At 36.5% G+C, this 12,138-nt stretch carries 15 protein-coding genes; 10 read left to right on the forward strand and 5 right to left on the reverse strand.

The features are described from left to right. The 6 genes from H6G14_RS31350 to H6G14_RS31370 all read left to right on the forward strand — a co-directional run. Positions 1-1,741: transposase-like zinc-binding domain-containing protein (locus tag H6G14_RS31350; RefSeq protein ID WP_422394120.1), on the forward strand; the 1,741-nt coding region annotated here is incomplete at its 5' end. Positions 1,742-2,066: 325 nt separating this feature from the next. After that, entirely contained in the window at positions 2,067-2,669 is a 603-nt protein-coding gene (locus H6G14_RS31355) for a hypothetical protein (RefSeq protein WP_190572664.1), read from the forward strand. A gap of 100 nt (positions 2,670-2,769) precedes the next feature. Beyond that, positions 2,770-2,892 (forward strand): hypothetical protein, encoded by a 123-nt coding sequence (locus H6G14_RS34140; RefSeq protein WP_277884347.1) that lies wholly within the window; start codon positions 2,770-2,772, stop codon positions 2,890-2,892. A gap of 401 nt (positions 2,893-3,293) precedes the next feature. Then, a complete protein-coding gene (locus H6G14_RS31360) occupies positions 3,294-3,458 on the forward strand; it encodes a hypothetical protein (RefSeq protein WP_190572666.1) in 165 nt (54 codons plus the stop codon). 303 nt (positions 3,459-3,761) lie between these two features. Further along, the gene (locus tag H6G14_RS31365; RefSeq protein ID WP_190572668.1) at positions 3,762-3,929 is read left to right on the forward strand and encodes a hypothetical protein; all 168 of its coding nucleotides are present in this window, start codon (positions 3,762-3,764) and stop codon (positions 3,927-3,929) included. Between the two features lie 204 nt (positions 3,930-4,133). Next, positions 4,134-5,747 carry a protelomerase family protein gene (locus tag H6G14_RS31370; RefSeq protein WP_190572670.1) on the forward strand — a complete coding sequence of 538 codons (1,614 nt, stop codon included), beginning with the start codon at positions 4,134-4,136 and terminating at the stop codon, positions 5,745-5,747. A 20-nt stretch (positions 5,748-5,767) separates the two neighbouring features. On the opposite strand, the gene H6G14_RS33855 is transcribed toward H6G14_RS31370, so the two are convergent. After that, positions 5,768-5,914: a helix-turn-helix domain-containing protein gene (locus H6G14_RS33855; RefSeq protein ID WP_242054234.1), complete on the reverse strand. Its 147-nt coding sequence runs from the start codon at positions 5,912-5,914 to the stop codon at positions 5,768-5,770. Between the two features lie 629 nt (positions 5,915-6,543). On the opposite strand from H6G14_RS33855, the gene H6G14_RS31380 reads away from it, so the two are divergent. Both H6G14_RS31380 and H6G14_RS31385 read left to right on the forward strand, forming a co-directional pair. Then, entirely contained in the window at positions 6,544-7,170 is a 627-nt protein-coding gene (locus tag H6G14_RS31380) for a J domain-containing protein (protein ID WP_199326347.1), read from the forward strand. A 2-nt stretch (positions 7,171-7,172) separates the two neighbouring features. After that, complete coding sequence (locus H6G14_RS31385; protein ID WP_190572672.1) at positions 7,173-8,141, forward strand: hypothetical protein; 969 nt, start codon at positions 7,173-7,175, stop codon at positions 8,139-8,141. Between the two features lie 69 nt (positions 8,142-8,210). On the opposite strand, the gene H6G14_RS31390 is transcribed toward H6G14_RS31385, so the two are convergent. Next, positions 8,211-8,753: a helix-turn-helix domain-containing protein gene (locus H6G14_RS31390; protein WP_190572673.1), complete on the reverse strand. Its 543-nt coding sequence runs from the start codon at positions 8,751-8,753 to the stop codon at positions 8,211-8,213. Between the two features lie 441 nt (positions 8,754-9,194). Here H6G14_RS31390 and H6G14_RS31395 point away from each other — a divergent pair, with 441 nt between their 5' ends. Both H6G14_RS31395 and H6G14_RS31400 read left to right on the forward strand, forming a co-directional pair. Next, positions 9,195-9,854: a DUF4145 domain-containing protein gene (locus tag H6G14_RS31395; RefSeq protein ID WP_190572675.1), complete on the forward strand. Its 660-nt coding sequence runs from the start codon at positions 9,195-9,197 to the stop codon at positions 9,852-9,854. Between the two features lie 458 nt (positions 9,855-10,312). Then, the gene (locus H6G14_RS31400; RefSeq protein ID WP_190572677.1) at positions 10,313-10,825 is read left to right on the forward strand and encodes a hypothetical protein; all 513 of its coding nucleotides are present in this window, start codon (positions 10,313-10,315) and stop codon (positions 10,823-10,825) included. A gap of 3 nt (positions 10,826-10,828) precedes the next feature. On the opposite strand, the gene H6G14_RS31405 is transcribed toward H6G14_RS31400, so the two are convergent. From H6G14_RS31405 to H6G14_RS34145, 3 genes are all read right to left on the reverse strand, one after another. Further along, positions 10,829-10,981, reverse strand: coding sequence for a hypothetical protein (locus tag H6G14_RS31405; RefSeq protein ID WP_190572678.1), 153 nt, complete (start codon positions 10,979-10,981; stop codon positions 10,829-10,831). A 309-nt stretch (positions 10,982-11,290) separates the two neighbouring features. After that, positions 11,291-11,533: a hypothetical protein gene (locus H6G14_RS31410; RefSeq protein ID WP_190572680.1), complete on the reverse strand. Its 243-nt coding sequence runs from the start codon at positions 11,531-11,533 to the stop codon at positions 11,291-11,293. A gap of 23 nt (positions 11,534-11,556) precedes the next feature. After that, positions 11,557-11,688 carry a hypothetical protein gene (locus H6G14_RS34145; RefSeq protein ID WP_277884348.1) on the reverse strand — a complete coding sequence of 44 codons (132 nt, stop codon included), beginning with the start codon at positions 11,686-11,688 and terminating at the stop codon, positions 11,557-11,559. Between the last annotated feature and the right edge of the window lie 450 nt (positions 11,689-12,138).

Raw genomic sequence — 12,138 nt, forward strand, 5'->3', positions numbered from 1 at the left:
TTTGATTGCAAAGTTTTATTTCGCTTTTTCCCATAAGGCTTATTTTGCCGTTAATTATGGCTCATTTTATTGTTCACAATTTGGCTCATTTTTTCGTTCAAGTCACAGCCTTGATACTATTTCCCGAATGGAAGCAGAATTAGACCAATGGGAAAGTACTTTTTACTCCAAAGTAGATGAAGCAGCTAATCAAAAATTTCAACTAGCCAAACAAACTGAATTAGAAAAAATTTACACAGAGCATGACTCAATTACTAGCGAGGCTATGCAGTTGTTTAGACGGCTGCAAAATTGGGGTGAAAAAATAGCTCACGGGCATCAGAGCAAAGCAGAAATTATTAAATCTCTGGCTAGTTCTTACAATGATAATCTTGATGAAGTTTCAGAGGCAATTAACGCCGAACGTCAAAACTACCTTGAGCAAATCGAGATTTTAAATATCAGGATTAGTCAGTTACAACAGCAATTATCAGGGGATTTAATAGAACCCCAGTATGGTGACTTTGGTTTTAACGAGTCTGGCCGCATAGCCAACGCGATTGCTCAATGGTTATGGCTTAACAAACAGATACCCTTGAGAGTCACGGGCATAGATGAGACTGAGGCAATAGTGACGGCTGGCTATGGTTATAGCCGCAGTCATAACCCAGAGGCGATCGCTCAACTAATCAAAAATTCCACACAAGAAATTACCAGAGCATTGGGAATCTACAGTATTGAGTCTGCCAAAAAACTCAATGTTACCGATTGCTTGGTGGTTAAATTCAGACGCGATCGCCCAAAGCCCAAAGCCGATAAATCCAGTTTGTACCGCAGTCAGCAAGACTTTATTAGTTATCTATTCAGCCAGCCAATTAGATGGCGGATAGTTGGCGAACCTGGAGCAGGCAAAACCCCAAGCTTTTTAATCTTGATGAGCCATTTGCTGAAGCGTGGTTTTTTATCGGGGAACACCCCACAGGGTAAAAAACTGGATTATTTAGAATTAGCTTTCTGTAATCCCCTAGCAGGTATCAGCGTTAAAAATTCTAGTGATTTGGACTTTTGCCTACGTTGGAGCAATGCCAAGGCAGGGTTTAAAGGTTTGTCTGATGAATACAACTTCCGTAAGTCTCCCAATAATGCACAGTACAAAGATTCTGTAGGGTTTATTTGGGCTTGTGATGAGTTTGATATTGCAGTTGAGCAAGCGGGAAGTGATAGCGCAAAACAGTTTAAATCAGTCCTTAAAGATGGCGGTCATGTAAATCTAGGTGTCATCATCCTTGGTCAATCAGGCATGGTCAGCACTACCAAAGGTCTATCAATTGACGATCAAAAGATGCTTACCAATATATACATTGATGCTGTGAGTATCAGAACATTTCTCACCCAGTACGGAGATCGCTTCTACTCAAAAGCCACAGTAGAGAAAGCACTGGCCACATTAGAAAGTCTTGAGTTGGAGGCAGAAGAACAAAACGAGGCAGTTTGTGATACTGCGCGAGAATTTAGGTTTGCTATGGTTTGCGGCGATCGCTCACCTGTGTTCTACAAGTTGCCATTCTTTGACGGCGTAGACATTGATTTAGAAGCTTATCAAGAATCATTAGAAAGAATTGAGGTACTACGCCAAGCCAAGCCCGTTGTTACTGCTTTAATTTGTCCCGAATGTGGTTCTAGTAATATTAAAAAGAATGGGCGATCACAAGGTAAGCAACGGTTACAGTGTCGTGATTGCGGTAAGAACTGGTTGAAATGATTTTATAACAGAAATATTTTATACCTAGAAATATTTTAAAAATTAAAGATTTAATTTATCTTTCTTTAAGTTCAGTTTATAGCTTTCCTTATGTGATAAATTTTCATTTATTAAATCATCAATTACTGCACAAAGCTTTGTACTTGTGTAGCAATAACTATGCTGCTATAAACTGCATATTTAAAAGTAAATAAAATTTAATGTACTATTTTAAATTAACAAATAGTAACAACTTATTTTTTATTTTAATTAATAAGTTTTAGTGCTTGCATTTTTAATATTATATTGATGATCTTAGAAGTAAAATCTAGTTTTAAGCAAGGAAATGAAAAACAAAGTATTATTATTGATAAGTACATTATCAATTACATCTTTAAATACACCTGCATTGGCGCTTGCTCCTAGTATATATAGCATTAAAGGTAATACCGTATATGCTGATTTTTCAATATCAGAAATCTGTAATTATACATATATAGGTGTACAAGCATATGATGAAGTTTATAGGGATGAACCAGGTCAGCTATTCCCTAAAAAACAGGTTCTTATTAATTATTCTGCCGGAAACTTTTGTTCCGGACAAAACGAATTTGCTAGTAAGGTAGTAGATTTGCAAAGTTTTGATATTTCACCGCTAAGGTCTGCTTATTTAGATGTAAATGTCTCATTAGAAGTTGGTTACTTCAATCGGAAAAATATAGGACTGAAGGTGAATTGGAAAAATACAAGCAATAAACCTACTCCTTCACATAGTATTATTTCTTATAATTCTGCTGGTCGTTTTTCTCGTCTTAACTTTAAAAGTCTATCCGTTGATAGTGAAGCAATTGGAACTATAACTATAGATAATATACAAGTTTTTTCAAATGCAATAGCCAATTTTGCTTTGATGACAACTACTAGCCAAGGACAGATGTATAATTACTAGGTAATAAAATATCAATTCTTCAAAAAGCTGTATTTTGACTATTAAGATAAAGCTTTTTGAAGAACAAAATATTGAAATATTCAAAAACTAAGGGTAGGTTGTGAGCCTACCTCTTGGTTTATCTAGAATGGTGCGTTACCAGTTTTTTGTGTGTACCTCAGATACCCTTGCCAGTATTCGCCGTGAGTTTGCTTTGGTGGAAGTCCTAATTTTTGGGGATTGAGTGTGTACTTATGTAGAGAAAAGTAACGGATATAACAAGTAAGAAAAAAGTAAGAAATGGGCTGATGTGGGTGTAGTGGAAAGATTGAGGGGGTGAGGATTGCAGGAGGCAGATCGGATCACTCCTAAGTGCGCGGTCGCACCTTGTGCCAAGAATCCGTCAAACCTCATTGCCGCATTTACGGTAGTCGCTCATCTACTCACTGGCCAGATGGAGGCGGCCAGTGCTACTTGGCATCTCTCACAAACTGCGACGCTGATTTTTAACTTGTGATAATAACCATTATCAAAAGTCAACTTTAATTTCTAAGAAAATATTTTTACAAAACTCTCGCGAGACGATACCGCAAGATTTATGCTATCCTTCTAAGTTGGAGAGACTATAGCTTGTGGTAAAAATCTATGTCCTCTAAGAATTTTTTGCTATCTACAATAGTTTTAGCTTCATTTTTCGGAGTTCTTGGTTTAGCGATTATTGATGTTCAGGTACGTCCAATATTTTTAGATTTGGCTAAATTTATTGTGGGAGCTTATGTAGGTTATTGGATACCTTCGCCTCGCCAATAGCTTTAGCTTGTGATAATAGCTATTTACGAAAGCTTAGATTACTACCAAGAATCCCTATTCTCGTTAGTAATACCTGTTTGAGCGGGTTTTGGAGCTATGCCGGAACAAGTCCACTCATGAAACACCAAAGACAGTCGGCCGGCATATACTCCAAAACCCGCAATCTTTTGTTTTGTAGTCTATCTCTTTATGTTTGTGTTGATACCATAAACATTTCAGTCATTTTACTGTGTATAGGAAATTTGTGACTACAATATTGGTAGCAGACACTTAGTCTGTAAGTCTCTCTTAAAATTATTGAATATGGGATTTACTAACAACTCTAAATTAGCTTCTTTGGGTGTGGTTCTTGCCGTAGCTGGTCAATGTATGCCTAGTGAAGGGGGCCGTACTCTTTGTACTGAAATTGGTGTAACTATTATTTCTCAATCTATTATTAATCATTTTGATAATGACGATGATGATTTCTAAGAGTGATTCCGCCTTCACTTGAATTATGAGGGATAACGGGAGATTTGCATCTGTCCGTTATCTGCTCTCAATAAAGTGATGAATATAAAAAGCCCCTAAATTGTTAGGGGTTTTAGTTTTTCTAAAATAACTTTGTACGCTTGCTTGACACTGTACAAAGTTAGCTTTATAGTTAAAGTGTACAAAGTTAAGAGGACAAAGTTGATGAGCAGCTACATCAAGTTTGTAGAAAAGAACATTCGCACAGCATGGGTTAAGGAGTGGACAGCAGAATTTTTAAAAGGTCTTAGTGCTTTATTCACTAAAGAAACAATTGAAAATTACTGTCAAGCCAAAAAAGCTGAATTTGAATCAGAGTGTCAAAAACGCACAAAAAACAAGGATTCTGAGACAGGCTGGCAAAATTCAGCCGCTACCAATATGAGCCAAATTCGCAATGCTATTAAAGCTTGGCAGGAAACAACAAAGCTTGATGAGTCCAATTCTTACCCACAACAAACCAAAGAGGGAATTGTACAACAGCATTTAGCATTGCTCACAATGAATTACCCTTCTGACTTCCACAAAGAACGGATGCAGCCCACCAATGAGAAAAAAGCCGAACAGAGGAGCAATTTAGAACCTATTCAATGTGTTGATGAATATACTCAAAAGATTGATGAGTTATTGCAGTCTGCTGACCATAGGGAATTAACTGTAGGACTAATCGCCGCAACTGGCCGCCGTCCTTCTGAGATTTGGGTAACAGCGCAGTTTGTTCAAGTAGGTCAGTTTGAAGTTGAGTTCACCGGACAAATCAAGAATAAAGGTGAAGAACGAGAAGCTTATAAAACTTACACCTTGGTAGAGTCTTTTAAGGTTGTGGATGCTTTGGCTAGACTGCGGAGAATGCCAGAGATTAAAGAGCTTAAGAAACAAACTTTGGCTGAGGTTGATAGCGGTCGTAACAATAAAATGAATGCCAAAGTTAAAGAATATTTCTCATCTTTAATCAATCCGCCAATGGGTGAGAGCGAGTTATCTGCTAAAAACTTACGTGCTAGTTACGCGGCTATAGCAATCTATTTATTCTGTCCCTGGAAACAATCAACTAATCAATTTATTACTGAAAGATTGGGACACGTTAGCGACGCGACAGCAACTAATTACGAAGACTATCAAGTATGTGATAAAAACGGGAAACCCTTAACCCGTGGGGCATGGGTAGAACGTATCAATGAAAATATGATCCCTTCCAAAGAAGGTCAAGCAGGTAATTACAGAATCAGAATGACAGAAGCTTGCAAAGAATATTTTGATGATACTGAATTTCTTCCCTATGCTGACCAAATTAGCAGAATGCAAGAATTAATCAGACTAGCCAGAATAGGTAAATCTTTTGAAAATGGCGAGATTGTGAATCAAGTAATTGTTACTCAAAATGTTGAATCTAGACAAGTAGAAAACACATCAGAGGGTGAAGAGATGAAAGAAGTTACAGAAACAGCTAAAAAACCTATTAAAGTCAGAGATTTGTCAGAGGTAAGTAATGCTGATTTGTTCGGCTCTAATGCTCCTAACACTGGCTTAGAGAAGATTAGAAGGGCAGTTCAAGCCATCAAAGCATTTAATGAAGTTCAGCCAGAGAAGGCTAGCAGATGGGCAATTAACACCAAGGTATTAAAAGATTTAACCAAATCTAGAACCTCAGTAGTAGAAAATTATCTGAACTCTGATGAAGGTAGAATCAACGTCACGGATTACAACCTACAGCACGGTTTTACATACCAGCACAATAGAGGTAAAGGCAATATCACGGATTTTGTAAAACTTGTGTGATTGGCGATATTTGGCGAATTTTAAAAAAGCTTATCAATATAGGTTTCTAGGTCACTCCGCTTAATTCGCCAACTCTTACCAATTACCTTGGCTTTTAATTCCCCAGATGCGATCGCACTTCTCAGCACTTCCTTGGATAATCCCGTTAAAGCTTGAGCTTCTGGCAAGGTCAACAGCAATTTATCAGCGATCAGGACTATCGGCTGATTGTCACCTTTGTCTAAAAGTAGCTCAATGATTGATGAGAGTTTTTCAATTATGCCAATCTTGCCAAACTGCGAAATATCGTCAACCTCGCCAAATTTCGTAATCTCGCCAAACTGATAAGTGATGTTTGTTGTCTGTGACTGTTGGTCTGTCGCTATTTGGTGAGTTTCGACAGCAGGCTTTATCGTGGCTTAGTTGAGTTCTGTTTTAAATGCTTCCAGTTTCGCAGGGTCAAAATTAGCGGTAAGTCGGGTTTTACCTTTCTCGTACCGAACGCTGATTCGACCTTGCTGAACAGCAGGATACTAACGTGGAGGTTCGCTTACGCTTTATCCTATCCATAGAAGAGAACATATTTATTCCTGACAAAATTTGTGTTAATAGTACACAGATACGGTTTTAATGATTTTGAATCAAATTTTTAAAGTGTCAAGTAAAAATACTTAATAAAAAGAATCATCTATAGATTAAAGTTGAAAAATATAAAACTGATAAATATTTTATTAACCATAAAATTTATGCTTTGGTTTTGTTCAATTTTCAAATTTCGCCTTTAAAAGTTGCCTCAGTCTACCTATTTCATCAATCTATGTCTAAAACTGCAACAAAAGTCAAGTCAGCGAAAAGCGGCGGAGCTAAGGCTAGTAAAGAGTCAAAACCAGTTGTTTTAAATTCATATCTGCAAAATGAGAGCGCACGGCTTGCAGAAATGCACGGAGTAAGCGCATCCGTTTTTGAAAATTTTGCACATTTTGTCATTGACAATTACAAAAAGAAAGATTCTACTATCAAGCCTTCAAAAGTTAAACCATTAACTTTGGCTCAACTTAAAGCAGCAATTTATCAACATTTTTCAGTTAAAAATACGACAGAACTTAAAAAGTCTGGTGCTTTCAAAATGGCAACAGATGGTATGGATACTCTTAATCTAAGTTTAAAAGAAGGATGGGAGACACTCTACCGTAAATTTGTTGGCATTCTTCCGGGCGAAGAAAATCAACAAGGTTATGGCTGTATTAACGGTATCAACATATTCAACTATTTTAAGCCGTGGCAGGTTTTTGACTTAGACCCCAAAAACGCAACTAATAAAGATATTAAGGATGCTTATTACAAATTAAGCAAAATCTACCATCCTGATGTTCCTGAGACAGGTGACGCTGCTATATTTGATTGCCTCACCATTATGTATAAGAGCATCAGTGCCGAGGCATAGTTATGGCTAAAAAAACATCAGGTTTTACGATTCGTGAAGCTGAACTTGCAAATGCACTAGATATTAGTCATCAAGAATTAGATAAAATAATTACTTTTTTTGATGCTGACCCAAATGATCAATGGGAATTGCGTGAAAACGACCATTTCATTTACCTAAACAAAAGTTTAAATGAACGGCTTTTCTCTGAACAAGGAGCTTACGCAATTGCCAAGTATATGGATGAAAAGACAAGGAAAAGTATTTGGGCGCGTATCACCGAGTTTATTACTAGACACAAGGAGAAGATTCGCAACGCTTTTATCAGTCGAAAAATTCAAGAAAATTGTAGTTCACTGACACTTAAAAATAATCGACATTTTCTATCAAAAAAAGATGTTATCAATATTCTTTGCACTAGTTATGCACGATTAAATACAGCTTTCGATGAAATTCAAAAGTCACATGATCCTATGAAAATCTATGAAGACTTTGATGATATTGATGGTGTTCGTTATTATTCTTTGTCAGGTTTCTATAAATTCTCGCAGCATTTAGCCAAAGCATTGACCATAAAAGATCGTCGTAGTTGGTGTATGGCAATTGAGATTGTAGGTAAGAAAACCTTCAAACTTATTATCGATGAGCAGACTGCATTCCAGAAGAGAATTGAATCTGCTATGAATGCTGCCAAGAAACGCGATGGTAGCCGATGCCAAGTTACCAGCAAAAAACATGACAAGTTCAACAAAGCAGTAAATGTTGTTGTTCATCATATCTATTCAAAAGAACATTATCCGCACCTAGCTGCTTGTCAAGATAACCTCATTACCTTGACTCAGGAGGTTCACAATGAATTTCATGCTTGGAACGGCGGTTTTCAAAAGCCTTGTACGGTTGATCATTTCATTCAGTTTATAACTGAACTTTATCCTGACAATTACGAAGTAATTTTGAGACTCAATAAAGTCAAGCAGATGCTGGATGCCTAACATTTTTCTTGAATCCTGAAAAATATAAAAAAGGGACTTGATATTTCATGTGGCAAGATTTGGCGAGTTTTAAAAAAGCTGATCAATATAGGCTTCCAGATCAGTACGTTTAATTCGCCAACTCTTGCCAATTACTTTGGCTTTTAATTCCCCAGAGGTGATCGCCCCTCTCAACACTTCTTTAGACAATCCTGTTAATGCTTGAGATTCTGGCAGGGTCAACAGCAATTTATCAGCGATCGGGACTATCGGCTGATTATCACCTTTGCCCAAAAGTAGCTCAATGATTGATGAGAGTTTTTCAATTGCGCCAATCTCGCCAAACTCTGAAATCTCGTCAACCTCGTCAAATCTCGTAATCTCGCCAGACTGATAAGTGATGTTTGCTGTCTGTAGCTGTTGGTTTGTCGCTATTTGGCGAGCTTCTACGGAAGGTTTAATTGTGGGTTGATTGAGTTCTGCCTTAAAAGCTTCTAACTCAGCAGGGTCAAAGTTTGCAGTAGGACGGGTTTTACCTTTCTCGTACTTAACGCTGATTCGACCTTGTTGCACATAACGTTCTAATGCTCTAACACTAACACCTAGAAACTCTGCTGCTTCTTGCTTGTTCATGGAACCTCGCCAAATATCGTCAAAATACTATCATGGTATTGGCGACATTTGACGAGTCATGAGAAGTATTTATTTATACTTAAAATTGGTTAAATATTACTTAATTATCAGCATTGTTTCTCTTGCGAAATTCTTGAACATGAGCTAATTTGTAAACTTAACTAAAATACTTACCTTGTAAGTTTTTAGAAATTTCAGTTAATGTAACACTTATTCTTAAAACTTAAATTTAGTAATGATTTAAGCTTACCTACAATTCCTTTCCGAAGCAAATTTGTAGCCTAGCATAGTTTCTAGTAAGGTTTAGTTTAGTAAATTGCTTTATAATTTAATTATTAAATAAGTGAAATGTTTGCAATTTTATACGTATGCTTTAATCTTTTAATAATGCAAAAGTATAATAATTTTGTACTGTTAAAATAATTTCCATCAAGTAGTTTTATGAAGAAAGATAAAATACTAACTTGTTTAACTTGCAAAGCTTTTGTAAATGCTGAGGAAATAAATAATTATACAATAGAAATTCATGATGAATATCCCCTTGCTACTACTAATGGTGAAATGCTCATAACATTTAACAAGTATAGTTTTTTTAAATGTCCTAAATGCTTTAAACCTCTTGTTACTTGTACAGAGTATGACAATGAACCTTCTTCTGAAGATAAATTAACAATTTTATATCCAACATCTAATAAAACCATTAGTTCTGAAGTTCCTACATATATAAAGAAAGCTTTCGATGAAGCTATACTTTGTTTTAATAGTAACGCTTTTACAGCAAGTGTAATTATGTGTAGAAAAACAGTTGAAGGTATATGTAAAGAGCGTGGAATTGAAAAAAATACACTTCAAAAGAAACTTGAAATAATGAAAGAAGAAGGAATTATCGACCAAAATCTTTATGATTGGGCAAATATCTTAAGACTAGCTGGCAACGATGCGGCGCATGATTTAGATGTAGTTTTTGATATTGCAGATGCTCAAGATATTGTTGATTTTACTTATGCAATAATTGATTATATTTTTACCTATAGAAAGAAGTTTGAATCATTTAAAAAAAGAAGACAGAAACAAGAAAATGAAGAAAAAATCAAGGGATAGAATACTATCGTTTACCTCCTGTAGCCAAACTTTTAAATCACGATCATAATAATTTATCAAATAATTTATTAGATAATTTAATAGATGTTGATAATCATGAATCAAATTCCCAACCGTTATAACTTCCAAACTCTCAGCAATACCATTTCACTAAAAAAAATGATGATAAATTAAGGGAATTTATCTGGCAGTGTTTGGAGAAATTAAGCACATCAATTATTGCTTCTATTACAGTAATTTTGTTCTTGATGCTTTATTTGCATCAAATTTTTCGTAAATTGGTATGAAGCAGAGCAGAAAGCCAGAATAGAAATTAACTGTTAATCCCTATCAACAAAGTTACTGTAAATTTTGATTCAAATTTTAGTTAATAAAACACTCCCTGAACTAGAGAGTGTGCTATTTTCACTAAAAATCTGGTAAATATACTGTATCTCTTTATAAATTACACTTTTACTATGACTATTGATTTAGACTGGCTTAACAGGATAGGTATTATTCTAAATTTCTTGGCTGGTTTTATGCTTGCTCCTAATGTATTGGGTACAAAAATGTTAGAAAAATTTGAGGAGGTAATTGATGATTTTAGCAATTCATTAAATTCTAAAATACAAAAAAAATTTAAACGCTTTTTAAACTCAGGTACAATCCAAGGAAATACAGCAAAAATCACTGCTTATTTATTTATTTTGTTCATGTGGTTTTTTCTTACTTTACTAGTAATAGTGCTACCTTTTTTAGAAACAGAAAATTTGCTTCAGGTAATAGGTAGAATAGTCTTTATATTTTGCATAATTACTTTTACTTTATCATTGACTTATTTGTCTATACCAACTGTTTTATCAGATATAGTAAAAGCATTAGATGAATTAACAAAACAACCTGATAGTTCTATAAGAGTATTAGGTTTTTGGGGAATTATATTTTTTATCATAGGTAACTTGTTTCAATTTATAGCAAGTTTTAAATAATCCTTAAAATTCCTCAACCGCTACAATTCTCAGCACTCCCCAACTCCCAAAACCCAGCAACCACAACAAAGCGCCTAGAGGCAGGGTAGGGGGATGGTAGGGGAATAGAGGTAGAGCGATCGCCCCTCCGGCTGTCGCCCCAACTGCCCCACCCATCACCCATCACAAACAAAATTCGCCATAACATCAAGCCGCCCCACAGGTGGCTTTTATTTTGTGATAGAGGCAGGGTAGGTGTGCAGATGGTATGTTTCTATGTTCTGGGAAGTGAGAGGGCTTGTAGGGCATCGTGGGAGGGGTGTAAAAGCAGACATACTACAAAGATGTTTTGCAGTGCGATCGCTACCTCAGTACAAAATAATAGCCAGAGTATAAATATCTGGGACACCCCCCCTTTAAATTTAAGTATTCAGTATATATTTAGGGGGGGGTGTTTCTCAATAAGCCAAAATGATTGTCAACAAGCTAAAACCTGACTTTGTAGTATGTTTGTAGCATTTTTTGGGGGTTGACCTTGTGGAGACGCGGCGAAATCACAGCCGTCTTTTTTGTGGGAATTGAGGGCGGCGATCTCTGTACTTTATATTTAGGCTTGGCGGCGGCGGTCAGTGAGTAGCAGGAGGAGGGAGACAAGGAAGACGCGGCGATAGCCGCCGTCGTTGGGCATCTATGATGCCAGTCAAAACCCCGCCAAAATTCGTCAATCACTGATGGAAGTGAAACGACTGTTACTAGTAATCATGGCGGAATTTGGCGGGATTACTAAATATGTCGATTTTTTCTAAACAATCAGCGATCGCCTGTGGGATTTTTGCGGGAATGCGATCGCCTGTGGCGGGTCTTTGACCATCGCTCAACAGCAAAAGCTAACTTTGTACACTATTGAGCATGGACAAAGATAAGGTCAGCAACTTTGTACGGCAAGAGCAAGAAAGCGGACAAAGTAGCATAAACCAACAACTTTGTACAGTAGGCAAAATGACGCGGACAAAGATAGAAATAACTTATAACTTTGTACTCATTCTTGATGCAAAAGCGGACAAAGATAAGCGATTATCTATGAACTTTGTACACATATCTGCAAAAAAATAGAAGCGGACAAAGTAATGCAGATATCTAAAACCCTTGCGGGGTAAGGCTTTCGGATATATGCGGACAAAGTTAGATGAGAGGACAAAGATAGAGTAACTTTGTACACTAGCTCAAGCAAGAGGACAAAGATAAGAAATTCCAATAACAAACTTTGTACGCAGCCCAAAGCCAACTGGACAAAGATAGGGCTGTATAGAATCTATACAGCCCTATCTTTGTCC

It is taken from the genome of Nostoc parmelioides FACHB-3921 (assembly GCF_014696625.1).
GTDB lineage: Bacteria > Cyanobacteriota > Cyanobacteriia > Cyanobacteriales > Nostocaceae > Trichormus > Trichormus parmelioides.